The following is a 24,388-nucleotide window of genomic DNA, read 5'->3' as shown; positions in this document are numbered from 1 at the left end:
CTTTCGCATTCAAATGATGATTTTTTTTGTTATATTTAGTAATATCTTGTTAAGTAAATAAAATATGGGGTGTGAAACACGTGAAAAAATGGACGATGATAATGATGCTTGCTCTAATTCTTATTGTATCAGGTTGTGGGTCAAGTACAAATGATGAAAATGCAACTAGCAATAATTCAACAAATGAACAACAGTCTGAAGAAAATGCAGGACAAGAAACGGGAGATGGAGGAAATGCAGAAGAGGTGGAGGTTGGCGAATTTCAACAGTTTACAAACACTAGTGAAACCATCCGTACAGTGGAAATAGAAACAAACAAAGGTAAAATGGTCGTAAACCTTTATCCTGATGCAGCTCCAAAAGCGGTAGAGAACTTTGTTACACATGCAGAAGACGGCTACTATGATGGATTGACTTTCCATCGTGTCATTGAAGATTTCATGATTCAAGGCGGAGATCCTGAAGGTACAGGTATGGGTGGAGAGAGCATCTGGGGACAGCCGTTTGAAGACGAGTTCAGTCGAGAAATGCTGCACTTCAGAGGGGCTCTTTCCATGGCAAACTCTGGAGCGAATACAAACGGAAGTCAATTTTTCATTGTTCATGCTAAAGAGGTAGATGAGGCAACAATGGAATCCATGATCAAAGCAGGATACCCTGAAGAAGTTATTGAATTATATGAAGAGAATGGCGGAACACCTGGACTCGACTTTAGACATACAGTATTCGGACAAGTAGTGGAAGGCATGGAGGTGCTGGACGCCATTGCAACAGTGGAAACTGGAGAAGCGGACAAGCCGGTGGAAGATGTCGTGATTGAGAAAATGACCGTAGTAAAATAAGGAAGTGGGGTTCAAGGTTGGTCCCTTGCTGTAACTTTTGCTATAATGAATAGGTTCATAACCTGCGAAAGGTCGTGTGGTAACGATGCTTAATTTCTTTATGTTACAACTATTCTTATATTTTCCAGAAGATAAAACAGAGTATATTCCTGCAGGGATAACCTTTGTCATTTTCTTTATTGCTGCCATATTCGTTTTCCGATATATAGTTAAAGTATCCAAAAGAGAAAGTCAAAAGGCGGAAGCATTAGAGGAACAGTTGCGAAGAGAAAAAGTTATTAAAGATTGAAAAAGTGTAGAGGTTCATTCACCGAAATTGGTGAGTGAGCCTTTTTTTGTTATAGAAAAACATATTCCCCATCATTTTCGGGGAAACTCTGGTAAACGACTAATTGGAGGTCAACTAGTTTATGCGAGCTAAAATATTTACCCTGACTTTTTTAATATGCTTAATCCTGACAGGTTGTATGGAGAGCAAGATAACGGCACTTGATGTAGAGATATTTAATGGTACTGGTGACTCCCTTGGAGTGGCAAAAGTTTCGGAAGACCCAAATGGTGTCAAGATTGAATTAAATCTAGAGGGGCTTCCTCCTGGAGAGCATGCTGTACATATTCATGAAACAGGTTTATGCGATGCACCGGATTTTAAAACGGCAGGCAATCACTTTAACCCTGATGACAAACAGCATGGCTTAATGCATCCTGAAGGAGCACATGTGGGAGATTTGCCAAATATCATTGTGGAAGATGACGGGACGGTCATTGCAGAATTAATGGCACCTCAAGCAACGTTGGAGGAAGGAAAGACCTCTTTGTTTGGGAAAGATGGAACAGCTATTATCATTACAGAAAACATTGATGATGGCATGACGCAGCCTGCAGGTGACTCTGGAGAGAGAATAGCATGCGGTGTTATAACCAAAGAAGTAGCAGAGAAAAATGAAGCGGTAGAAGAACCAGTTGACGAAGCTGAGGAAAAATAACTTCAATCAAAGACACACTCAATGGGGTGTGTTTTTTTACTTTCACTTTGTATTATTAAAGAAATATTCGTAATCTTATTGACATAGTTCATAGTTTTGAGATAATTTTAAATTTATAGATAAAGGGGGTTGCATCTTTGGAGATACTATTAATAAGGCATGGACAATCAGAAGCAGATATTCTCCAAGTTCATGAGGGGAGAGCCGATTATCCCTTAACGGAACTTGGCAGGATGCAGGCAAAAAGGCTGGCTTGCCGATTAAACGAGCATTGTCCTCCAGATATCATATGGACAAGTACATTAAAAAGGGCGTCAGAAACGGCCGCCATATTGGCCGAGGAAGTGGGCTGCATGTTAATTAAAGAACCAAGTCTGATGGAATATAACAATGGGGTTTTGGCGGGCTTGCCTAGAGAAGTGGCAGCGACAAAATATCCATTGCCGCCGGGAGGAAGAAAACCTCATGAAAGAATTCAAAACGGGGAGTCTGAAATTGAATTCCGCATGAGAGTCGAAACGGCATTATCCAAGATCTTGGCTGAAAGTTCAGCTGTTGTGAGGATTGCTATTGTCTCGCATGGGGGGACCATATCCAATTTATTGAGAGCACTATTGCAGTTGCCTGTTCATACGAACGTCAGGTTCCCGACAGGAGATACAGGAATGCATATTATAAGGAAAAATGACGAGGGATTGTCTGTTGTTTCGTTGAATTGTTCTGAGCACTTATACAATATGTAATCGGGTTATGCAAGCATCGTGCTGCATAACCCTTATTTTTTTTATATAACACCGCTGATAATTTCCGCAAATGGCTTCGCTTTCCTAGGGGCGCTGCTGGAGCCTCCTCGGCTACGCCTGCGGGGTCTCCACCTAGCGCTATCTCCCTCAGGAGTCTTCGCCTTTTGCTTCAATTATCAGCTAGGGTTTCTTCAAACTCATTCTATTAACTCAGGGCAGTTTTTAGTCTTAGGAGGCCTTCTTGTAGGGTGGTTTTTGTGCAGGCGACATTCATCCGAACAAAGCCGTTTCCTTCTTTTCCGAACTTGCCCCCGGACTCAAGGGCCAGCTTTCCTTTATGAAGGAGGAGTCGCTTTAATTCTTCTTCTCCTAATCCTAGCTTCCTGCAATCAATCCAGAGCAGGTAAGTCCCTTCCGGCTTGCTTGCGTCAACACCAGGAATCTCTTTCTGAATATATTCCACTGCGTAATCCATGTTGTCTTCTATATAATCCAACACTTCGTCAAGCCACGGCTTCCCATGCCTGTAAGCTGCTTCCATTGCTGAAACACCTAGCATGTTCAACAAAAAATGGCCCTGCTTTTTCATGAAAAGCTCCAACTTTTCACGGAAAGAATCATTAGAAGTGACCATAGCGGCAGCCTGTAATCCAGCTATGTTAAAAGTCTTGGTCGGAGCAATACAAGTAACAGTCTGCCTGGCAATATCATCAGAAATAAAGGCAATGGCATTATATGTGTGATTTTCAAATACTAGATCGGCATGTATGTCATCGGAAACGATGATTACATTGTGCTTTACACAGATCTTTCCAAGTTGCTCTAATTCCTCCCGAGTCCATACTGTTCCACCCGGGTTATGAGGGTTGCATAATAAAAGGAGTTTCACATCGCCATCTAGTTTCGCTTCAAAATCCTGAAGATCCATGTAATAACGGCCATTTCTATATTCCATCGGACTAGTAATCAGTTTACGGTCATTATATGTAACCATGTCATAAAAAGGATAATAGACAGGAGAAAAAACAATGACCTTATCACCTGGATTTGAAAAGGTTTGGATGGTCGCGCTTAGTGCTGGAACCACACCTGAAATATAAGTAAGCCACTCTTGTTTAAGCTCCCAGCCGTGTTGTTTTTGAAACCAGCTTGAAACAGCATCGTCAACGGACGTGGAAATGGCTGTGTAGCCGTATATTCCATGCTGTGCCTTATCCATAATTGCTTTGGTTACTTCCTGTGGTGCCTGAAAGTCCATATCTGCAACCCACATCGGCAATACATCGCTACTTCCGAAAACGCGACCAGTTTCGTCCCATTTGACACTAGAAGTATTTTTCCTATTGATGGATTCATTGAAGTCATAGGATTTCATATGTGTTTGTCGCCTCCAATCAGTTAGAATCTAGTCTGCTAAACAATTTGGTGAAAACAAGGTATAATATGCAGTAAATGTTCTTGAAAGCAAGGTGAAAGTTTCATGATAAAAGCCAGTGTGAATGTTAGGTTAATGGAAAACTTATTGCAATGGGATCCACTTGGGTATGGTGTGGATGCCTACGATACGGAATGTGTGGATGTTGTACAAGCAGTGCATGAACTTGATGATATAGACCAATTAGCCAAAAAAATTCAAGCTATTTATGAATTCTCCTTTGAGCAATTTATTCCCATTTCCAAATGCAAGGACAAAGCGAAAGAGCTAATGATGATAAAAAATGAAGAGGATTCTTGTTCTCTATAATAAGCCTTGGAATCATAATTGTCATGAAAATTAGCTTCGTCATAAAAAGGAGAAAAGCCATTGAGAGCTTTTCTCCTTTCCTTATGGGGAAGTTTGCAGAAAGTCCAGAATGTTATCAAACACATCTTGCGGCTTTTCTTCAGGTAGAAGATGCCCCGTTTTTTTATAGGTGATCAACCTGGAATTTGGCAAGTCTCTATGGAGTCTCTTTCCGACCTCTAAAGGAACAACTTTATCCTCTTCCCCCCATATCAAAAGACTCGGTGTTTCAATCTTTCTTAATATCTCCGCAGCAAGATCACCTTCCCGATCGCGAATCATTCTAGTCAAGGCCACAAAAATTTGATCGTCATAGAAAGGTTCCGTATATCCTGCGATCATCTCCTCATCAATTAAAGAATGATCATATACCACGTTCAATAAGTTCTGGATTGGGCCCTGTCTCGCCAGCCAATATTTCAACCAAATATAGAAATATGGGATTCGCGAAGAGTAGATGACAGACCTGCTCATCCTTTTTAAATAGCCTGAACTGCACAACAGGACGACTTTTTCTACAAGTTCGGGTTTCTGATTGCTGATATTTAAAGAAATCTGTCCCCCCATTGAATGACCGATTAAAACAGTGCGGTTTATCCCCAGCTTTTCAAGAAGGGAAATCACCACTTTAGCCATATTCTCATATGAATAAACAAATTTTTTGGATTTTTCGCTTTTGCCAAATGGCGGTAGATCAATGGCGAGTACTGTGTATTCTTTCGTCAACAATGGAATTAAGCGACGAAAACTGAAGGAGGAAGAAAGAAACCCATGGATAAGGACAAGTGTCGGTTTATTGATAAAGGGAGAGTCATGGTGAAATTCATAAAACACATTGATTCCTGCAATATTAGTCGTAAATTGATTGGTTTGCATCTCTGTCCCTCCTGAGTTTGAATAGTTATAGGTATTTTATCCTCTCTTTGCTATTTCAAACCTGTGTATTTTTTTGAATGTGTTCTGTAAAATAATCGTAATACATTAAGGCGGAATATTTGCTATAATGAGTCAATGTTTATATGAAGGAGATGGGATGAGCGTATGCAATTAACGGAAAAAGAATTGGACTTGCTCCAGATTATTGAAGAAAACGGAAGAATGAATATAGATGTACTTTCCAAAATGATGGAACTGACAGAAGCGGAAACTGAGAATATGCTGCAAAAGTTGGAAGAACAAAGAATCGTCGTTGAATATGGGGCGGTGATAGATTGGCGCAAGGTCGACAACTTTGAAGGTGTGACAGCGATGATTGACGTGAAGGTGACTCCGAAGCGTGAGGTAGGTTTCGATGAGATAGCTAAAAATATTTATCGGTTCCCTGAAGTCAAATCTGTTTATTTGATGTCGGGAGCGTATGACTTATCAGTCGTAATAGAAGGGAAATCACTCTCCCAGGTTGCAAATTTCGTTTCTGAAAAGCTTTCTACACTGGACTCGGTAATCTCTACAACTACCCACTTTATTTTAAAGAAATATAAGCATGATGGAACCATCTTTGATCAGGGAGAAGATGACCGCCGAATTGTGGTGTCCCCATGAGAAACAGAGTAGCACAACATGTACAAAAACTTCAGCCTTCTGGGATTCGTCGTTTCTTCGATTTAGCTGCGAATATGGAAGGTGTTATCTCTTTAGGTGTGGGCGAACCGGACTTCGTAACATCATGGGGAGTGAGGGAAGCTTGCATTGCTTCTTTACATAATGGTCATACATCATATACAGCAAATGCAGGATTGCTGGAATTAAGAAATGAAATCAGCCGATATTTGGTCGAGCAATTTGAAGTAGAGTATAGACCTGAAACCGACGTGATTGTCACAGTGGGGGCAAGTCAGGCGTTGGATCTCTCCATCCGTGCGATTGTTGACCCGGGGGATGAAGTGATTGTCATTGAACCTTGTTTCGTTTCCTATGCGCCGCTTATTGAATTGGTTGGCGGCACTGCCGTTAGAGTCGGAGCAGATGCAGAGAAAGGGTTCAGCATCGACTTTGACGTATTGGAAAGCTCCATTACAGAGAGAACGAAGGCGATACTTCTATGTTTTCCAAACAACCCGACTGGTACCATGCTTTCAAAGGACGAACTAATCCAAGTGAGTCGTCTTGTAGAAAAACATGACTTGCTGATTTTATCGGATGAAATTTATGCAGAGCTCAGCTTTGACGAGAAGTTTACCAGCTTTGCAACTCTTCCTGGAATGAAGGAAAGAACCATCCTGATTTCTGGTTTTTCAAAAGGCTTTGCCATGACGGGGTGGCGCTTGGGCTTTGTAGCCGGGCCGACAGACATTATAGAAGCAATGCTGAAAATCCATCAGTATGCCATGATGTGCGCTTCAACCATGGCACAGTATGGTGCAATTGAAGCGTTAAAGAACGGTCGTCAAGATATTGAAGCAATGAAAAAAAGTTATCGCAGGAGACGAAATTATTTTGTGGCTTCACTGAACGAGTTAGGGCTGCACTGTCATAATCCTGGTGGAGCATTTTATGCTTTCCCTTCTGTAAAAGAGACCGGACTTAGCTCACAAGAATTCGCAGAAAGATTATTGTTGGAGGAAAAGGTGGCGGTCGTTCCTGGCAATGTGTTCGGAGAAAGTGGAGAAGGATATGTGAGATGCTCCTACGCTTCGTCATTGGAACAATTACAGGAAGCGATAAAAAGAATGGAGCGTTTTGTAAAACAATTTCGCTAGGAAAAAAAAGGGACCAAATCCAACGTGGATTTGGTCCTAACAAAAGGGGGAATACTAGAAAGCCTTGATGGTATAAGTATTCCCATGATTTTTATTTTTAAAACCTGATTTTAAAGAAAATTCTTTATTGAGTGCTATATTTCTTTTCGTACAATACTTGCATTACATTTAAGAAGTCTTCATCTGTATAATCTTTAGCTTTCCTGAGAATTAACTTCGCTCTTTTAACCCCTACTTCTTTGATTAATTCCTCCAGTTCCGGATCTAGGCCTGTAGAATTTTTGGAAGTAAAGGACTCTAATAGTTCGGAAGCAGGTACATCTAAAACCGTTGAAATTTTTAGTATGGTTTGCATGTCAGGTGTTTGCAGGCCGGCTTCATATTTTTCAATGGTGCCGGTTCCAACTCGGATCTTCAAAGCAAGCTCGGCAGCGGTCATTTTTGCGCGTTCCCGATAAAAGCGGATGTTTTCCCCAATATTTCTCATTCCGATTACCTCCAATGTAAGCAATTTCTTACTTTTATCATACCATGTTTAATCTAGAGAAAGTTTGAACATATTTTTACTCTTTCTATATTAGTTTATAAACATTTTGTGTTCTTCATGAAGGCTCTTTTCTCAAAGATTGTTGCTATTTACTTGTAAAAAGTCGGCAATTGGACTTTTTACTGCTTACAACTTTAGAATTTGCAAGTAGTATTCTTAGTGCAACAGGGAAAAGAGCGCGACAGGTAAGTAATATAACGGTTGGTTCAAATATTCGAAAAAGCAACAAAGAATACGAAAACAGCCTTCATGAACAAATGGTTATTTTCTAAATTCAGAGGATATTAGCGACAAATTGCACAAATAATAAAAAGGACTCCAAGTAAGCAAAAAAGTATTTTTGATTAAATATCGGATTTGTGGTATAATCTTTTATTGCGTTCAATGTGTATAAAAATTAAATTATTTAGGAGTGTTTTCATGTCTGATAAATTCGAAATTGGAAGTGTATTAACTGGGAAAGTAACGGGTATTCAACCTTACGGAGCGTTCGTTGCGCTTGACGAAGAAACTCAAGGTCTTGTTCATATTTCTGAAATTACGCACGGTTATGTGAAAGATGTAAACGAACATTTAAAAATGGGCGATGAGGTTCAAGTAAAGGTTCTTTCTGTTGACGAAAAGTCCAACAAAATCAGCTTGTCCATCAAAGCTACTCAAGAAGCTCCTGCTGAAGCTCCAGCAGCTGCACCAAGAAAGCCTAAGAAGCGTCAAGCTACTGTAGTGAAAAACCACACAGAAGCAGCTCCTGGCGGTTTCAACACGCTTAAAGACAAATTAGAAGAGTGGATCGAGCAATCCAACCGTAACGACCTAATCAAGAAGTAATCTTCTTAACTAAAGGCATCCTGTGCAGGGTGTCTTTTTTTTATGATTAACAGGAGGTAAGTAAAATACGGTTGATTTCCGTTCCAGGCGCTTCGCTTGCCTGCGGGCGGTCCGTGAGCCTCCTCTGCTGCGCCTGCGGGGTCTCACCTGTCCCTTCCTCCCCCGGGCGTCTGCGCGCCTTCCACTCCAATCAACAAGGTGACTTCATTAAACTTTGACTTTATGAAAAGGCGTATAACCGGGTTGTCTGTTCTTGACGTAATTTCTAGCTGTGGATTGGAGCAAATGGCGGAGACTCCAGCGGGGGAGTAACGGTAGATTGAGACCCCACAGCGCAGCGAGGAGGCACCGTCCCGCGGAAAGCGAAGCCATTTGCGGAAAGAAACAGCGTCGATTAACCAACAACTAAAATTTCATTTCGATTTCCGAATTATCACAATAACCCATAAAAAAGTCACAATCAAAGCCGAATTAGTTACAATACCCAGCAAATTAGTTACAATCAACCTCCGAAAAGTAACAATCCACTCACCTGTTCCACAATTTTGCTAAGAAAATGAAAACCGCCCCCGGTGAGAGGCGGTCTTTTGTGGTTTATCGAGTTGTTCTTGGTTCGATTTCTCTTTCGTGCTGCTCAGATGGGACGAAAAGAAGTCCTAGATTGATTAGTCCAGCGATTCCAACCAGACCGTATATGATACGGGACAAGGCTGCGCTTTGGCCGCCAAAAATAGCTGCTACAAGATCGAATTGGAAGAAACCAATCAAACCCCAGTTGATAGCTCCGACAATAGTCAGTACTAGTGCGATACGTTGAATAGTACTCATAACATTCCCTCCTTGAGAATATAAGTGCTTTCCTCCATATATTTTGTAACTGAACAGAAATTATTCATTTATAAATTTTTTTTGTAGAAGCATGATAAAAGTGAGAAGTCTCATCCTTGAAGCTAATTCTTTGCATGCAAGGAAAAAATAATCCATAATCATGGCAAAAGGGAGGTAATAGTAATGGATAATTTTACTTTTTATAATCCAACAAAGCTAATTTTCGGAAAAGGGCAACTAGAAACGTTGCCACAGGAAATGGAGGCTTACGGCAAAAACGTTCTCCTTGTTTATGGTGGAGGAAGTATTAAGAGAAGCGGGCTTTATGATGATGTGATCAACACTTTACATAAAGCAGGTGCAACGGTAACGGAGCTTGCAGGAGTGGAACCTAATCCTAGATTATCAACAGTAAGAAAAGGTGTCGAGCTTTGCAAAGAAAATCAAATCGACTTCCTTTTGGCCGTTGGTGGCGGAAGTGTAATCGATTGTACGAAAGCAATCGCTGCCGGTGCTAAATATGATGGCGACGTCTGGGATATTGTACTTAAAAAGCAAATTGCAACAGAAGCTCTGCCGTTTGGAACAGTATTGACACTTGCTGCAACAGGCTCTGAAATGAATGCAGGATCTGTTATCACCAATTGGGAAACGAATGAAAAATACGGCTGGGGCAGTCCAGTGACGTTTCCGAAGTTCTCCATTCTAGACCCGGTCAATACCTTTACTGTACCAAAAGATCACACTGTTTACGGTATTGTTGATATGATGTCACATGTATTAGAGCAGTATTTCCATCAGACAACTAACACACCACTGCAAGATCGTATGTGCGAGGCTGTTCTAACCACTGTGATGGAAACGGCTCCCAAGCTATTAGAAGACCTGGAGAGCTATGAACACCGCGAAACGATTCTTTACAATGGAACCATCGCGCTTAATGGTATGCTGCAGATGGGATATCGTGGCGACTGGGCGACTCATGGCATTGAGCATGCTGTTTCTGCCATCTATGACATCCCTCATGCTGGTGGATTGGCTATCCTGTTCCCGAATTGGATGGAACATGTTATGGGTGCAAACTTAAGTCGATTCAAACAGTTGGCTGTTAGGGTGTTTGGGGTACAGGATAATGGTTCAACAGACGAGGAAATAGCACTGGAGGGCATTCGCAGACTTCGTGAATTCTGGTCAAGCCTTGGCGCTCCTACACGTTTAGCCGATTATGATATTGATGATAAGAATATCGATAAAATGGCTGATCATGTTATGTCACAAGGAGCAGTAGGGAATTTTAAATCACTTTCACATGAAGATGTCACTTCCATTTTGAAAGCATCTTTATAAAATAAAAAAAGCTGGCAGAACCGAATACGGTTTTGCCAGCTTTTTGTTTATGCCTCAGTATGGACCTTTTGTCTATTTTCTACTTCTTTTTTTGTTTTAGGGCGTTCTTTTGTCTTTAAATCATCCTGAACTGTCTTTCCCCAAAGAGGGACGTCTGTGTAATAGGCTGCTCTTGATATGAGATGACCTGCAACAGGGGCTGTAATAAAGACAAACACTATTCCAAGTACCAAGCGTGCACTAAAATAATTGTCTGCAAACCAGAAATATAGTAAAGCACCAACTAGAATCAACAAGACACCAAGCGTGGCGCTCTTGGAGGCTGCGTGACTGCGTGTATAAACATCTGGCAGTCTAATCAAGCCAATGGTCGTTACTAAGCTAAGAAGAGAACCTAGCAGTACGACAACGCCAATGAATATGTTAATTGTCTCTGTCATACTCAATTATCTCTCCTTTTTGCAGAAATTTAGAAAACGCAACGGTACCTACAAAAGCAATGACCCCGATTAGAAGGATAACTTCTAAGAAGGCATCTGTTCTTAACATGATGGAGGTGATGGCTGTAATGGCAATTAGGTTGATTCCAATAGAATCTAATGCCATTACACGGTCCGGTACGGAAGGACCTTTGATAACCCGATATACCAGTCCTAAAGTTGCGATGGAGATGATAATTAAGCTGATGGATAGCAATAAGTCAAATGTGCTTTCAATCATTTAACGGGTCACCTCCATGATCGCTTTTTCAAAGGTGTTTTTTATCTCTGCCACTGCCTGATCTGCATCTGGGATATTCATGGCATGGATATAAAGAATCTTATTATCATCAGAAATATCCATTACTAATGTACCGGGAGTTAAAGTTATTAATAGAGAGAGCAACGTGATTTCCCATTCGCTTTTCAGCTCTGTCGGCATGGCGAAAATTCCCGGTTCTATTTTTAGTTTAGGACGCAGAATATCACGAATTACTTGTACGTTTGCAAGAACGAGTTCCCGCAAAAACAGGAAAAATAGTCTTCCGGCTGCCAGCACCCGTTCAAAATAAAACCTGCCGGGAAGAAACCTTCTCATTAAAAATAAGATAACAAGCCCCCAAAAGTATCCAATGATGAAGTCGGGGAAGGCCCATTGATTTTTAAGAAACATCCAACTGAATGCAATTACTACATTTATCAAAATTTGAAAAGCCATGCGAAACTACTCCTTTAAAACTGCTTGGATATAGATGGATGGATCCATCAATGTTTCTGCCGCCTCAAAAACGTATGGATATACGAATTCTGCTCCTAGACCAAGGAAAGCAGAGAGTGCGATTAAAATGACCGAAGGATAAACAAGGCCCTTGGTTGTACCTTTTTCTTCTTTTGGACTTAATACTTCTTCCCTAAAGAAACAGTTCATGAATATTTTCATTACGGAATACAATACCAGCAAACTACTGAAAAGCATGACTCCTACGAATATATAATGTTCCTGTTCTAAACCGCCTTGAGCTAGTAGAATTTTCCCAACAAAACCGCTTAGAGGAGGAATTCCGGCAAGCGCCAGGCATGCGGTGAAGAACATCCATCCCAATAGTGGGTGACGTTTAATCAATCCACCCATTTTCTTTATATTATCAGTCCCTGTAATGGTAAACATCGCTCCTGCCAATAAAAACAGAGCGCCTTTTATGACCATATCATGAACAAGATAATAAATTCCGCCTGCATAACCGGTTTCAGTAGCAATGGAGATTCCGTAAATGATCACTCCAACTGCTGTAACAATATTATAAATCAATATTTTCTTAACGTCCCAATAAGCGATTGCTCCGATAGCACCAATAAGGATGGTGATGATGGCTAAAGCAGCAATAATTTGATGAGTGATTTGCGGCTCGTGATAAAAAATCAACGTGAATATTCTATAGATGGAATACACACCGACTTTTGTTAACAAAGCCCCAAAAATGGCTGTAATGGCATATGGTGGAGCTTGGTAGGAACCAGGCAGCCAGAAGTATAACGGGAATATTCCACCTTTTAATCCAAATACAATTAAGAACAGAATTGCCACTACTGTCACTATGTCCGTTTGACCGGATTGTGCAATCTTACTTGACACATCTGCCATATTCAGTGTCCCTACTAATCCGTACAAATAAGCTAATGCTATAACGAATAAAGCAGAGGAAATAATGTTAACCAATAGATACTTGATAGACTCTCTAAGTTGAATTCTAGTACCTCCAAGCACTATCAATGCATAGGAGGACATTAGCATAACCTCGAAGAATACGAATAGGTTGAACAGGTCGCCTGTAAGAAATGCGCCCATAACCCCTGTGATCAAAAATTGTGTAAATGCATAGAAGAAAAAGTTCTCTCTGTCCTTCCCAATATTGCGAAAGGAGAATAGGACGCAAGTGAAACTCACAATCACACCAGTTAGTACAAGGAGAGCGGCAAACATGTCTGCTACGAGCACGATCCCAAAGGGCGGCCTCCAACTTCCAATTTCCAATGTTTGAATGCCATTAAGATATACAGTATGGACAAGAACCATTGCTGCAATGGTTGTAGCCGTTAACGAAATGACGCTGATCACTTTTTGAAGCTTTACCTTTTTAGGTATGAGCAATAATAGTGTTGCGGTGATTAAAGGGATCAGTATCGGCAATATTACTAAGTTATTCATGATTTTCATTTCCCCTTAATTGATCCATATCATCTGTTTTTAGTTCTTGGTAAGCCCTATAGGCAAGAACTAATAAAAAGGAAGTGACACCGAATGCAATAACGATTGCCGTTAATATTAAAGCTTGAGGCAACGGGTCGGTATATGCATCTGCTTCTTGGCCAAGTAAAGGTGCAGCCCCTCTTTTTAATCCCCCCATGGTCAATAACAACAAATGGGCTCCGTGGGATAATAGTGCTGTTCCGATAATAATCCGTAAAATGCTTCGGGATAACATTAGGTAAGTAGCGGTTGCAATTAATACACCCGCTACGATCGTCATAATAATCTCCATTATTCACTCTCTCCTATCGTTTGAATAATGGTCATTGCAATCCCTACTACTACTAAATAAACACCCAAATCAAATGGTAAAGTAGAAGTTAATGCGGTTTCACCAAGTAAGGGCAACTCCACATAACCAAAGGTATGGGTTAGAAAAGGTACATCAAAGAAAAGAGCAATGACCCCTGTAATGATGGATATCATTAATCCCACCGCTGCAATCGATAGATAGTTGAATGGTAGTGCTTTTTGTACGGTTTTTTTGTCAAAAGCAAGTAAAAGCAACACCAGAGCAGCAGATGTCATCAACCCGCCGATAAATCCTCCGCCTGGTGTGTAGTGTCCAGCAAAGAAAAGATAGACAGAGAAGATTAAGATGATAAACGTTAAAAGGGTAGTGGTGGTTTGTAAGATTAAATCATTTACTTTCACCTTTTACTCCTCCCTTCTTATCTGCAAGTCTTAGCTTAATCATCGCGTAAATACCAAAAGCGGCTATGGTAAGTACGGCAATTTCAAATAATGTATCAAAGCCACGGAAATCAACCAGTATTACGTTAACCATGTTTTTTCCGCCAGCCTCTTTATAAGAAGCTGCTTCAAAATAACTGGATATTGATTCGAACAACTTTGAGCTGTTAACGGAAAGACCGATAAAGATGACTATAAGACCAACACCTAGTGAAATGATGAAATTCGTCACTTTAAAGCGAAGTCTGTCCATCTTCTTTGATAGCTCTGGAAGGTGATAGAAACACAACAAGAACAACGCTACCGAGACTGTTTCAATAACTAATTGAGTTAATGCCAAATCCGGTGCTCTAAACAATACGAAAAACAGGGACATAGAATATCCGACTGCACCAAGTGCAATGATAGCTGCCAGTCTAGATTTTACAAATAGAATGGTTACCGCTGAAATGACCATAACAAGTGCTAAAATTACTTCATAAATTCCTGCAGGCGCCACATTTGTCAGATTCACATTAAATGCATCGGTGGAAAACAGCAGAACTCCAAGCAATATAATCATGAATCCAAAAATCATAACAAGGTAGTCACGAATAAAGCCTGTCATATGTGATTTGGTAAAGGCAGAAGAACCCCTATCCAATGCTACTAACCCACCATCATACAATCTGTTAAGTGTAAGCCTTTGTGGGAACCAGTCGTAAATTTTTCCCCATTTTGCCACTGTAAGGTAGAGAAGAACCCCTACAAGAATTACTCCAATTGTCATGAACAGCTCTGTATTAAAGCCGTGCCAATGATAAATTTTCACTTCTACAGATAGAACATTTGATGGAAGAATGGAATATAGTGCAGGCTCGATAACCCCTTTTAACAACATTGGGAAGAAACCGAAAATAACGACTAATGAAGCCAGGATGATTGGCGGAATAAGCATGCCAATCGGTGCTTCATGCGGCTTTTTATCCAACTTCTCAGGCTGGTATTTCCCTGTAAAAGTCTTGAAAACTAGAACCATGCTATAAATAAATGTGAATACACTTGCAACCCAGGCAAGCACTGGGAAAATCATACCGAGAGTTTCCATATTCCAAGCACTTATCTCTGTTGCTTGCAACATCCCGGTAAAGAACATCTCTTTACTCAAGAATCCGTTAAAAGGAGGTAAACCAGCCATCGAGAATGCTCCGATTATTGCCAGAGTAAAAGTAATAGGCATTAAGTTCATCAACCCGCCAAGCTTTCGTATATCACGAGTTCCTGTTTCGTGATCGACAATTCCGACAACCATGAACAAGCTTCCTTTAAAGGTTGCATGGTTGATTAAATGGAATACCGCTGCAAGGGTTGCAATCGTATAAGCATTCTCTCCAATGTAATCATAATGTGCTGCTGCACTACCGATACCCAGCAAGGACATAATCAGACCAAGTTGACTGACAGTAGAGAAAGCCAAAATTGCTTTCAAATCCGTTTGTTTAACGGCAGAGAATGATCCCCAGAACAATGTCACAATACCGAATCCTGATACAAGCCAGAACCATTCCGGCGCACCTGCGAAGACAGGACTCATACGAGCTACAAGATAGATACCCGCCTTAACCATGGTTGCGGAGTGAAGGTATGCACTGACAGGTGTCGGGGCTTCCATTGCGTCCGGCAACCAGATGTGAAATGGGAATTGAGCTGATTTTGTGAAGGCACCAAGCAAAAATAAAAGAAGTGCCGGTACAAATAGTTCATGACTGGTGATTACATCCACATTCGCGATGTTTTCTCGAATGCTGAACGATCCAGTCATCAAATATAAGAGGATGATTCCAGCGAGCATTGCCAATCCACCAAACACTGTGATCAACATAGACTTCTGTGCACCGTAGCGAGATTTTTCGCGATGATACCAGTAACTGATCAACAGGAAGGAAGAAATACTAGTCAACTCCCAGAAGGAATACATAACAAGTAGGTTGTCCGAAAGTACAACCCCAAGCATCGCACCCATAAACATGAGTAAGTAAACATAAAACGTATTTAATGCTTCTTTTTCTTTAGATAGATAATAAATGGAGTAAAGAACGACCAACGCACCGATACCTGTTATTAGCAGGGCAAAGAGCAGTCCTAGTCCATCCAGGTAAACAACGAAATCTATCCCAATGGAAGGAATCCATTTCATGGTGCTTGTGTATGTTTCCCCGTTCATGGTGGTGCTTAAAAATTGGAGAAAGTAAATGAACAAAACGAGTGGCAATACGAATACAAACCACCCTGTATGTATGCTTTTGAAATACTTATGCGCAAAGGGCACAAGAATCGCCAACAAGAAAGGCGATAAAATCACTAAATGAATCAGTGACAAGACACAAACCTCCTCTGTTTCTTCTATAAATAATAGTGTTCCCTTCTAAACATAAGAAAACAACGCCAAATACCATTTTTTTCTAAGATAGTGTCACTCTATCCGTTTGGTACCTGCCTTGTTACGTGTAAAAAGGAATTATTATTTGTAAAGAAAAATTACTAAATCAAATTATATACTAAATCATAACCGCTTGCATCCTTACTGTTTGTTAGTATGGACCGATTTTGTCCTGCATATTAAATATGATAGAAACTAGTCAAAACAGGCCTGAAAAAATTTTTTCCAATTGCATAAAATGTCGATTTTTTAGCCATCCTAGTCATAGGTGGTGGTAGATATGGTGAAAAGAAAAGCAGCTGTTGCACTATCCATATTTTCTACTTTATTTGCTGGTGCATGGTGGTTGAGTGTTGAGCAAAAAAGAGATTATGTGGACCATTATTACAATGGAGATTCATCCATAGTGCTAATTGGATCTAATCAACAGGGAAGCTCGAATGTCATCCAACCATTTAAGCCACGGGAATACATCCGAATTGTCGTGGCAAAAAAGGAAAATGAAGAAGTCGAAGTCGAACCGACTTGATGGTGAAGACAAAGTGAAGATGGAGAGCGGTTATACACTATGTATAGCCGTTTTCTTGTGAGAGTAAGCAAGAAGAAATGAAATATTTTAATTGTATCCGCTTACAGAACAGAGGAATCCTTGAATTATCGGACAGTATTATGTAAAGTGAAAATTGGCATGCAAATATGTTTTTTGGAGGTTAATATATATGACACATATTCGCTTTGATTATAAAAAAGCTTTATCCTTTTTTGGCGAACATGAAATTACATACTTACGTGATGCGGTAAAGGTTGCCCATCATTCATTACATGAAAAAACAGGGGCGGGTAATGACTACCTTGGTTGGATTGACCTGCCTACAGATTACGACAAAGAAGAGTTTGCACGAATTGTAAAGAGTGCAGAGAAAATCAAAAACGATTCAGACATTTTGTTAGTAGTAGGTATCGGCGGATCATACCTTGGTGCCCGAGCAGCTCTAGAAATGCTAAATCATTCTTTCTACAACGCTCTATCAAAGGAGCAACGTAAAACTCCTCAGGTTGTGTTTGTTGGGAATAACATCAGTTCTACTTACATGAGAGATCTAATGGACCTTTTAGAAGGAAAAGACTTCTCTATCAACGTGATTTCTAAATCGGGTACCACAACAGAACCAGCATTGGCTTTCCGTATCTTCCGCAAGATCTTAGAAGAAAAATACGGAAAGGAAGAAGCCCGTAAACGCATTTACGCTACAACAGACAAAGCACGTGGAGCCTTGAAAACACTTGCAACCGAAGAAGGCTATGAGTCCTTTATCATTCCGGATGATGTAGGTGGACGCTATTCTGTACTTACAGCAGTAGGGTTATTGCCGATTGCAGTTTCAGGAGCGGATATCGAGGCGATGATGAAAGGTGCAGCAGATGCAAGCCGTGACTTCTCTAAGTCTGAGTTGGAAGAAAACCCAGCTTATCAATATGCAGCCGTTCGTAATGTTCTCTACAACAAAGGAAAAACGATTGAAATGCTGATCAACTATGAACCAGGACTTCAATACTTCTCTGAATGGTGGAAGCAATTATTCGGAGAGAGTGAAGGGAAAGACCAAAAAGGTATCTTCCCAGCGTCTGCCAACTTCTCTACAGACCTTCATTCAATGGGTCAATATGTACAAGAAGGACGTCGAGATCTTTTTGAAACGATTATCAAAGTAGACACTCCTCGTCATGAGTTGACAGTAGAGGAAGAAGCGTCTGATTTGGATGGCCTGAACTACCTTGCAGGGGAAACAGTTGATTTTGTTAATACGAAAGCATACGAAGGGACGCTGCTTGCGCACACGGATGGTGGAGTGCCAAACCTTGTGGTCAATATTCCTGCTATGGACGCATACACATTCGGTTACCTTGTGTACTTCTTTGAAAAAGCATGCGCAATGAGCGGATATCTTCTTGGAGTAAACCCATTTGACCAACCTGGAGTAGAAGCTTACAAAGTAAACATGTTCGCACTTCTAGGCAAACCAGGTTTCGAAGAAGTCAAAGCAGAACTAGAAAAACGATTAAAATAAGTTAAAAAGTTTATATATTGGATTATGGACCACATAGCTGTGGATTGAAGCAAAAGGCGAAGACTCCTGAGGGAGATAGCGCTAGGTGGAGACCCCGCAGGCGAAGCCGAGGAGGCTCCAGCAGCGCCCCTAGGAAAGCGAAGCCATTTGCGGAAATCCACAGCGGTGTATAACCCAACTTTTAAAAAAGGGATAGTTCCTACGACCATCAGGTTATAAGGAACTATCCCTATTTCAACATGCATGAAAACCCCTCCATGGGGAAACCTACCCATATAAAAGGAGGGATTGCTATGATTCCTATTCCTTCAAAAATCGAAGGTGCGGAGTTTCAGTTATATAAATTAGAGCAGGAACTAAAAGCCATCGGATATTCCATCGGAGGAAACTGGGACTATGACCACGGCTATTTCGACTACAAAATAGATGATGAAGTCGGATATCAATTCTTGAGAGTCCCATTCCAGTCTGTAGACGGTCAATTGGATTCACAAGGGACCACAGTCGAGCTCGGCAGACCGTTCTTGCTCTCACACAAATACCAGATTGGAATAGATGACAACGTACATGTATGGAACAGAACGGCATCATTTGACCAGTTCTCAGAACCGGAAGATCCAGATGCCACTTTTCCAAAAGAGTTTATTGAGCTTGGTCATACACTTGTACATGAACTAGAAGCAGTGCTTGGCAGAGATTAATCTTTAATGACAAGCAGACAGTCATCCGCTTGTATTAGCGTGTAAAGAGGAGGGTTGACCATGGTGTCCCCTCTTCTTTTTATCCCGATGATTAGAATTTTTTTTTGAAGCATCTGGTTGCTCAGCTTTTCAAATGTTGTTCCTATCATATCTTTCTCTACTTCAAGATACTTCAGTTTGCTGCCTTTCAGCTGATCTAACATATTTAACAATGTATTGGACATCCCATTTGACATCATGCTGTTGGTCATCACATAACTTGTAAACATATTGGTTTGAATTACTTCATCCGCACCAGCACGTTGTGCATTCTTCACTTGTGTAGACGTCAAGATCTCCGCGATTGTATACACATCTGGATTTAACCCTTTTACAGCCAGCAGCGTTAACACAGAGTTCATATCCGCTTGAACTTCATCCTTGCTTTGATCCGCCGAAATGACAACAAAACCGGCACTCTTTACATTAGCCGAAAGCAAGGTCTGATCATTACAGGGGTTTCCTTTAATAAAATGGACGTTTTGATCATGTAGAGGGTTTTTCTCAAGTGTTGAATCAATTAAAACAATAGATAATGGTTTATTGCTCATAGAATTGATTTGCCTTAAAGTTTCTCTTACCCGCTCATTCCAACCAATGACGATAATATGTTCAGATCCTCGATAATCCACTTTGCCCTCCAAGTAATCATTTTGTGTTGCGATGGCGCTTGCAGCCAGTGATACAAAATATGTAGTGACAAAACCTGTACCAAATAATATGAGAATAATAGCTAACGATCTTCCTGTAACAGTAACCGGCACATAATCTCCATAACCCAAAGTTGCGGTAGTGACAATTGCCCACCATATTCCATCGAAAATAGAGGGGAACTCAGCTGGTTCTATGTAATGAATGAGAAATCCGAAAGTAATATTTATGACAAAAATAATGACTAATATCCTTGCTATTAAAGGCCAATGTACAAACCTGAATATAAGGGAAGTCTGTTCCTTGATCCTATCCATCTACCGTTCATCCTCAGTGGAAATAAAAGAGAGCACTTCTTTCACAATGGAATTAATCTTTTGTGTTAATGCCTCTTCCCCGTATTTCTGTTTCCCTGCTTCAATCAATTGTATTACCTCATCATTGAATGAAATGATAGGTTTGTCGTCTTCTGACTCATTATAAAATTCAATGAACCTGTCCAGGCTTTCATTCATCTGATCAATGGCTTCGCTCAGTTGTTCTTTTTCTTCCTTCCTTAACTTCATCTCATTCACCTCTTCTTTCATTGTTGACAAAATACCTTGAAACTTAAACTTCAAAGGGATAAAACGGCCTGTTTTTGGAAGAATAAGCTTGAATCATGTGATGGATGAATAATGGATTAGGGAGTGAAGAGAATGGATGAAACACGTGCAAGACAAATACTAACCTCTTCCGCAACGATAGAGGTGACCTTTGAAGGAACAAAGGTGTGGATTGATTCACTAAGCGAGGATGGAAAAACGGCGACCGTTCACCTTCGCGGTCCCGGAGAAGAACGTACCCAAGTTGCTGTTTCCGATTTAGTCGAATTAGGAGAATAACCAGACGGGACTCAAAATTGAGTCTCTTTTTTAGTAAGAAACTTTATAATACCGTTGATTTCCGTTTCAGGCGCTTCGCATGCCTGCGGGCGGTCCGTGAGCCTCCTCAGGCTTCGCCTTCCGGGGTCTCACTTGTCCCTTCCTCCCGCGGGCGTCTACGCGCCTTCCACTTCAATCAACAAGGTGACTTCATTCTCCTTAAGATTAAAAAATTTCTAACTGAGTTACTGAAAAGCCAATAACTATTCTTTCACGTAATTTCTAGCTGTGGATTGGAGCAAATGGCGGAGACTCCTGAGGGAGATAGCGGTAGCTTGAGACCCCGCAGCGAAGCGAGGAGGCTCAAGCACCGCCCCTAGGAAAGCGAAGCCATTTGCGGAAAGGAACAGCGGTGATTAACCAATCAGATAAAAATTTTGTAAAAATGGATGTGCTAGCTCTTGTTTGTTGTATTTAGAAGGAGGGTATTTACCTACTATCAATAAGTGAGGTGATAGGAAATGACTTCTTTTAATGAAACAGCGATTATTTCTTATGTGGAATCAAGGATTAAGGAGTATTGCAAAGAGATGGAGGCGACCACTCCAGGAGAGAATCAACATGAAGTAATCCTTGGCAAAATAGAAGCATACAACGAATTCTTAGAGCAATTTGGCTACGATAGGGTAGCTTGCGCGCTCAAATAAATTACCTAGACAAAAAAGGTGGCGCCCTGTTGAAGATGGGCACCACCTTTTTCTTTGTTATTTAGGGACAGTAAGCCTGTCCACAGCATTTGCAATGGCACCGTCACCAGTAACATTACATGCTGTTCCGAAACTATCTTGAGCAAGATAAAGAGCGATCATCAAAGATACCATTGTTGCATCAAATCCAAGCATTGTCTGTAACAGACCGATAGCAGCCATTACAGCCCCGCCTGGTACGCCAGGGGCAGCTATCATCGTAACACCAAGCATCATAATGAAAGGAAGGACGATAAACAAGGAATAATCCATTCCATTGATAAACATGATTGCCATCGCACACGAAACAATCGTTATCGTACTACCTGACAGATGGATGTTTGCAAGCAATGGAACGGTAAAATCTGCTGTCTTTTCTCTTACCCCCATTTTCTTAGTGCGCTCAAGGGTAACTGGAATGGTCGAAGCAGAAGACTGAGTTCCAAGAGCTGTAAAATAGGCAGCCATCATAGATTTAAGCATCGCAAAAGGATTTTTTCTAGACATAGCACCGCTTACGGAATATTGAATGATTAGCATGATCAGATGTAATAAAATAATCAATACAAAGACCTTTGCAAATACATTGATAATCGTTTGAACCTGCCCTCCGTAAGTCATGTTTGCGAATATACCAAGAATATGAATAGGTAAAAGCGGAATGATCACTTTGGAGATGACAAGTTCAATAATGCTTCTAAACTCGATCATTGCTGTTTTTAATGCTTCCCCTTTGATTGCGGACATTCCAAGTCCCAGGGTAAATGCAATAATCAGGGCAGTCATCACTTCAAAGGGTGCTGGAATTTCAAGTTCTAAGAAAGGCTTTAATAATGCTTCCTCTGGGTTTTCCATTGTTCCTGTCAGGCTAGCGTTCTTTAATATGGTCGGGTATAACGTACTGGCAGCGAAATAGGCTAAGACGCCTGCTGCAATGGTAGACAGATAGGCGATGGATGCAGTCAAACCAAGAAACTTTCCTGCCCCTTTTCCAATTTCCCCTATACCAGGCGCAATAAATGCAATAATGATTAATGGAATTGCAAATCCTAAAAAGTTTCCGAAGATCTCGTTAAACGTAACGAATATTTTAACGAACCATTCAGGTGCAAAACTTCCAACAGTTACACCTAATACAATGGCAAGGATAATTCTAGGTAAAAGTCCGAATTTTCTCATGGTGTCCAGTGTCCTCCCTAAAAATACATTTGTCTATTGTTGTTGAATATTGTACTATCTTACAAAAACAATCGGAAAAAGAAAAGTACTAAATGGTTTATTTTTAAAAAAGTATTTTCCAGTGGCTGCTTACTTCAACCATGAAGAAGTGGTATATAGAAAAAAATTTTAAAATATAGGTTTATAAAAAGTTGAGAAATGGGTACACTACTACAGAAAATCACCATCGTTGCAGCAAATCTTGTATGTCTTCACCCGTAACAAAGTACACTTTTCTAATGGAAGTTACTAGCAAAACCAAATAAAACTTGATTTTTTGATACATAACCTCTATGATTAAGTTAATTGTTTTTGTTCGGTAAGGCTGATAGAAGGAATTTACTTCAATGTTTTTCGTCTTGAAAGATTATGCAGAGCAAGAATGGTAATACAATTGTGGAAAAGTTCCACTGTAGGAGGAAACATTATGTTAGAAGGTAAAGTAAAATGGTTCAACGCTGAAAAAGGATTCGGTTTCATCGAAGTAGACGGACAAGACGATGTATTCGTACATTTCTCCGCTATTCAAGGCGAAGGTTTCAAATCTTTAGAAGAAGGTCAAACAGTAACTTTCGAAATCGAGCAAGGCGCTCGTGGACCTCAAGCAACTAACGTTCAAAAGTAATTTTGACATAGCTTGAAAAAGGCTCTCCATCTGGAGGGTCTTTTTTTTATGCTTTTTTTGAATAAATGTATTTTCCACCTCCACCAATTCATCATTTTATACACACCTTGAGTGCTTCCCTACTATACTATATGGAATCTATTAATTGTTACTAGACTGAAAAAGGAAACTAGCAAACAAAGAGGGGGACACATGATGGAAGTAAAAGATTTGTTCAATCTAGAGAACAAAACGGCAATTGTGACTGGGGGAGGAAAGGGGCTTGGGGCACAAATGGCAAATGCTCTTGCTGAAGCGGGGGCGAACGTTGTTGTATGTTCACGTGATCTTGCCTCTTGCCAAAAAGTTAGCGAGGAATTGAAACAAAAAGGCGTAAAATCACTGGCATTTACGTGTGATGTAACAAAAGAGGAAGAAATTCAACATGTCATTGAGGAAACGGTGAAGCACTTTGGAACGTTGGATATCCTTGTAAACAACAGTGGAACCTCTTGGATGGCGCCAACATTGGATTTGCCAGCTGACAAGTGGGATAAAGTGATGAATGTGAACTTGAAGGGACTGTTTTTATTTAGCCAAAAAGCTGCAAGAGTCATGCAGAAGCAAGGTAACGGAAAAATAATCAATATTGCTTCTGTCTCTGGAATGGGTGGGACAGATCCAAAACTAATGGACACCATTGCTTATAATACAAGCAAAGGAGGGGTCATTACGTTTACCAAAGACCTTGCTGTAAAACTCGCTCCATATAATATACAAGTAAATGCCATCGCACCTGGAATGTTTCCTACTAAAATCACCGAAAAAATAATAGAACACTCTGCTCCAATGTTAAAAGAACAAATACCTGCAAAACGTTTCGGAGGCGAACATGATTTAAAGGGAGCGGCGGTGTTCTTGTCTTCTCATGCATCCGATTACTGTGTGGGACACATTTTGGTGGTAGATGGAGGAATGACCTCCTTAATATGAGG

The 24,388-nt window shown here is 40.6% G+C and carries 30 protein-coding genes; 16 read left to right on the top strand and 14 right to left on the bottom strand.

What is annotated here, in order from left to right:
* Window positions 1-80 precede the first annotated feature (80 nt).
* The 4 genes from K7887_RS17975 (at window position 81) to K7887_RS17960 (ending at window position 2,571) form a co-directional block, all read left to right on the top strand.
* Window positions 81-842 carry a peptidylprolyl isomerase gene (locus tag K7887_RS17975; RefSeq protein ID WP_223490980.1) on the top strand — a complete coding sequence of 254 codons (762 nt, stop codon included), beginning with the start codon at window positions 81-83 and terminating at the stop codon, window positions 840-842.
* An 85-nt stretch (window positions 843-927) separates the two neighbouring features.
* Window positions 928-1,131 carry a hypothetical protein gene (locus K7887_RS17970; RefSeq protein WP_223490979.1) on the top strand — a complete coding sequence of 68 codons (204 nt, stop codon included), beginning with the start codon at window positions 928-930 and terminating at the stop codon, window positions 1,129-1,131.
* A 121-nt stretch (window positions 1,132-1,252) separates the two neighbouring features.
* The gene (locus K7887_RS17965) at window positions 1,253-1,828 is read left to right on the top strand and encodes a superoxide dismutase family protein (protein ID WP_223490978.1); all 576 of its coding nucleotides are present in this window, start codon (window positions 1,253-1,255) and stop codon (window positions 1,826-1,828) included.
* Between the two features lie 137 nt (window positions 1,829-1,965).
* On the top strand, window positions 1,966-2,571 hold the full coding sequence (locus K7887_RS17960) for a histidine phosphatase family protein (RefSeq protein WP_223490976.1): 606 nt from the start codon (window positions 1,966-1,968) through the stop codon (window positions 2,569-2,571).
* 205 nt (window positions 2,572-2,776) lie between these two features.
* Here K7887_RS17960 and K7887_RS17955 read toward each other — a convergent pair whose 3' ends face one another.
* Window positions 2,777-3,946, bottom strand: a complete 1,170-nt coding sequence (locus K7887_RS17955; RefSeq protein WP_223490974.1) for a MalY/PatB family protein — start codon at window positions 3,944-3,946, stop codon at window positions 2,777-2,779.
* A 105-nt stretch (window positions 3,947-4,051) separates the two neighbouring features.
* Here K7887_RS17955 and K7887_RS17950 point away from each other — a divergent pair, with 105 nt between their 5' ends.
* Complete coding sequence (locus K7887_RS17950; RefSeq protein ID WP_223490973.1) at window positions 4,052-4,315, top strand: DUF1871 family protein; 264 nt, start codon at window positions 4,052-4,054, stop codon at window positions 4,313-4,315.
* Between the two features lie 81 nt (window positions 4,316-4,396).
* Here the strand turns inward: K7887_RS17950 and K7887_RS17945 are convergent, their stop codons facing one another.
* Entirely contained in the window at window positions 4,397-5,230 is an 834-nt protein-coding gene (locus tag K7887_RS17945) for an alpha/beta fold hydrolase (protein WP_223490971.1), read from the bottom strand.
* 165 nt (window positions 5,231-5,395) lie between these two features.
* Here K7887_RS17945 and K7887_RS17935 point away from each other — a divergent pair, with 165 nt between their 5' ends.
* Window positions 5,396-5,896, top strand: coding sequence for an Lrp/AsnC family transcriptional regulator (locus K7887_RS17935; protein WP_263290309.1), 501 nt, complete (start codon window positions 5,396-5,398; stop codon window positions 5,894-5,896).
* Window positions 5,893-7,053 carry an aminotransferase gene (locus tag K7887_RS17930; protein WP_223490968.1) on the top strand — a complete coding sequence of 387 codons (1,161 nt, stop codon included), beginning with the start codon at window positions 5,893-5,895 and terminating at the stop codon, window positions 7,051-7,053. The genes K7887_RS17935 and K7887_RS17930 overlap by 4 nt, the downstream gene beginning before the upstream one ends.
* Before the next feature lie 124 nt (window positions 7,054-7,177).
* On the opposite strand, the gene K7887_RS17925 is transcribed toward K7887_RS17930, so the two are convergent.
* Window positions 7,178-7,540, bottom strand: a complete 363-nt coding sequence (locus tag K7887_RS17925; RefSeq protein ID WP_223490967.1) for a helix-turn-helix domain-containing protein — start codon at window positions 7,538-7,540, stop codon at window positions 7,178-7,180.
* A gap of 480 nt (window positions 7,541-8,020) precedes the next feature.
* Between K7887_RS17925 and yugI the strand changes: the two genes are divergently transcribed.
* Window positions 8,021-8,428: a S1 domain-containing post-transcriptional regulator GSP13 gene (yugI, locus tag K7887_RS17920; RefSeq protein ID WP_010196422.1), complete on the top strand. Its 408-nt coding sequence runs from the start codon at window positions 8,021-8,023 to the stop codon at window positions 8,426-8,428.
* Between the two features lie 594 nt (window positions 8,429-9,022).
* Here the strand turns inward: yugI and K7887_RS17915 are convergent.
* Complete coding sequence (locus K7887_RS17915; protein WP_010196416.1) at window positions 9,023-9,256, bottom strand: DUF378 domain-containing protein; 234 nt, start codon at window positions 9,254-9,256, stop codon at window positions 9,023-9,025.
* Between the two features lie 183 nt (window positions 9,257-9,439).
* Here K7887_RS17915 and K7887_RS17910 point away from each other — a divergent pair, with 183 nt between their 5' ends.
* Entirely contained in the window at window positions 9,440-10,603 is a 1,164-nt protein-coding gene (locus tag K7887_RS17910; protein WP_223490965.1) for an iron-containing alcohol dehydrogenase, read from the top strand.
* A 47-nt stretch (window positions 10,604-10,650) separates the two neighbouring features.
* On the opposite strand, the gene mnhG is transcribed toward K7887_RS17910, so the two are convergent.
* Genes mnhG through K7887_RS17875 form a run of 7 tightly spaced genes read right to left on the bottom strand, consistent with a single transcriptional unit; the run spans window position 10,651 to window position 16,442 of the window.
* Window positions 10,651-11,043 carry a monovalent cation/H(+) antiporter subunit G gene (gene mnhG / locus K7887_RS17905; protein ID WP_223490964.1) on the bottom strand — a complete coding sequence of 131 codons (393 nt, stop codon included), beginning with the start codon at window positions 11,041-11,043 and terminating at the stop codon, window positions 10,651-10,653.
* Window positions 11,027-11,323, bottom strand: coding sequence for a Na(+)/H(+) antiporter subunit F1 (locus K7887_RS17900; protein ID WP_223490962.1), 297 nt, complete (start codon window positions 11,321-11,323; stop codon window positions 11,027-11,029). The genes mnhG and K7887_RS17900 overlap by 17 nt, the downstream gene beginning before the upstream one ends.
* A complete protein-coding gene (locus tag K7887_RS17895; RefSeq protein WP_088019347.1) occupies window positions 11,324-11,800 on the bottom strand; it encodes a Na+/H+ antiporter subunit E in 477 nt (158 codons plus the stop codon).
* Between the two features lie 6 nt (window positions 11,801-11,806).
* Window positions 11,807-13,288 (bottom strand): Na+/H+ antiporter subunit D, encoded by a 1,482-nt coding sequence (locus K7887_RS17890; protein WP_223490961.1) that lies wholly within the window; start codon window positions 13,286-13,288, stop codon window positions 11,807-11,809.
* Complete coding sequence (locus K7887_RS17885) at window positions 13,281-13,622, bottom strand: Na(+)/H(+) antiporter subunit C (RefSeq protein WP_060665572.1); 342 nt, start codon at window positions 13,620-13,622, stop codon at window positions 13,281-13,283. The genes K7887_RS17890 and K7887_RS17885 overlap by 8 nt, the downstream gene beginning before the upstream one ends.
* The gene (locus tag K7887_RS17880; protein WP_223490960.1) at window positions 13,622-14,044 is read right to left on the bottom strand and encodes a Na(+)/H(+) antiporter subunit B; all 423 of its coding nucleotides are present in this window, start codon (window positions 14,042-14,044) and stop codon (window positions 13,622-13,624) included. Before K7887_RS17880 ends, K7887_RS17885 begins: the two co-directional genes overlap by 1 nt.
* Complete coding sequence (locus K7887_RS17875; RefSeq protein ID WP_223490959.1) at window positions 14,031-16,442, bottom strand: Na+/H+ antiporter subunit A; 2,412 nt, start codon at window positions 16,440-16,442, stop codon at window positions 14,031-14,033. Before K7887_RS17875 ends, K7887_RS17880 begins: the two co-directional genes overlap by 14 nt.
* A gap of 340 nt (window positions 16,443-16,782) precedes the next feature.
* On the opposite strand from K7887_RS17875, the gene K7887_RS17870 reads away from it, so the two are divergent.
* From K7887_RS17870 to K7887_RS17860, 3 genes are all read left to right on the top strand, one after another.
* Window positions 16,783-17,031, top strand: a complete 249-nt coding sequence (locus tag K7887_RS17870) for a hypothetical protein (RefSeq protein ID WP_223490958.1) — start codon at window positions 16,783-16,785, stop codon at window positions 17,029-17,031.
* Between the two features lie 190 nt (window positions 17,032-17,221).
* Complete coding sequence (locus K7887_RS17865) at window positions 17,222-18,571, top strand: glucose-6-phosphate isomerase (RefSeq protein WP_223490957.1); 1,350 nt, start codon at window positions 17,222-17,224, stop codon at window positions 18,569-18,571.
* A 293-nt stretch (window positions 18,572-18,864) separates the two neighbouring features.
* Window positions 18,865-19,272 (top strand): YugN-like family protein, encoded by a 408-nt coding sequence (locus tag K7887_RS17860; protein ID WP_088019340.1) that lies wholly within the window; start codon window positions 18,865-18,867, stop codon window positions 19,270-19,272.
* Here the strand turns inward: K7887_RS17860 and K7887_RS17855 are convergent.
* Together K7887_RS17855 and K7887_RS17850 are read right to left on the bottom strand one after the other, a co-directional pair.
* Window positions 19,269-20,279, bottom strand: a complete 1,011-nt coding sequence (locus K7887_RS17855; RefSeq protein ID WP_223490956.1) for a potassium channel family protein — start codon at window positions 20,277-20,279, stop codon at window positions 19,269-19,271. The two genes, K7887_RS17860 and K7887_RS17855, sit on opposite strands and share 4 nt — an antisense overlap.
* Window positions 20,280-20,528 carry an atypical membrane-integrating protein (Mistic protein) gene (locus K7887_RS17850; RefSeq protein WP_223490955.1) on the bottom strand — a complete coding sequence of 83 codons (249 nt, stop codon included), beginning with the start codon at window positions 20,526-20,528 and terminating at the stop codon, window positions 20,280-20,282. It abuts the gene before it with no gap.
* A gap of 132 nt (window positions 20,529-20,660) precedes the next feature.
* On the opposite strand from K7887_RS17850, the gene K7887_RS17845 reads away from it, so the two are divergent.
* Window positions 20,661-20,846, top strand: coding sequence for an H-type small acid-soluble spore protein (locus K7887_RS17845; protein ID WP_223490954.1), 186 nt, complete (start codon window positions 20,661-20,663; stop codon window positions 20,844-20,846).
* Between the two features lie 500 nt (window positions 20,847-21,346).
* Window positions 21,347-21,532: a hypothetical protein gene (locus K7887_RS17840; protein ID WP_223490953.1), complete on the top strand. Its 186-nt coding sequence runs from the start codon at window positions 21,347-21,349 to the stop codon at window positions 21,530-21,532.
* 57 nt (window positions 21,533-21,589) lie between these two features.
* On the opposite strand, the gene K7887_RS17835 is transcribed toward K7887_RS17840, so the two are convergent.
* Entirely contained in the window at window positions 21,590-22,750 is a 1,161-nt protein-coding gene (locus K7887_RS17835) for a dicarboxylate/amino acid:cation symporter (RefSeq protein WP_223490951.1), read from the bottom strand.
* A gap of 466 nt (window positions 22,751-23,216) precedes the next feature.
* Between K7887_RS17835 and K7887_RS17830 the strand changes: the two genes are divergently transcribed.
* Window positions 23,217-23,414, top strand: a complete 198-nt coding sequence (locus K7887_RS17830; protein WP_010196375.1) for a cold-shock protein — start codon at window positions 23,217-23,219, stop codon at window positions 23,412-23,414.
* Window positions 23,415-23,609: 195 nt separating this feature from the next.
* Window positions 23,610-24,386, top strand: a complete 777-nt coding sequence (locus tag K7887_RS17825; RefSeq protein ID WP_223493694.1) for an SDR family oxidoreductase — start codon at window positions 23,610-23,612, stop codon at window positions 24,384-24,386.
* Window positions 24,387-24,388 lie beyond the last annotated feature (2 nt).

Origin of the sequence: Sutcliffiella horikoshii, from assembly GCF_019931755.1 — a bacterium.
Lineage (GTDB): Bacteria > Bacillota > Bacilli > Bacillales > Bacillaceae_I > Sutcliffiella_A > Sutcliffiella_A horikoshii_E.
This window is presented reverse-complemented; position numbering and strand designations above follow the sequence as displayed.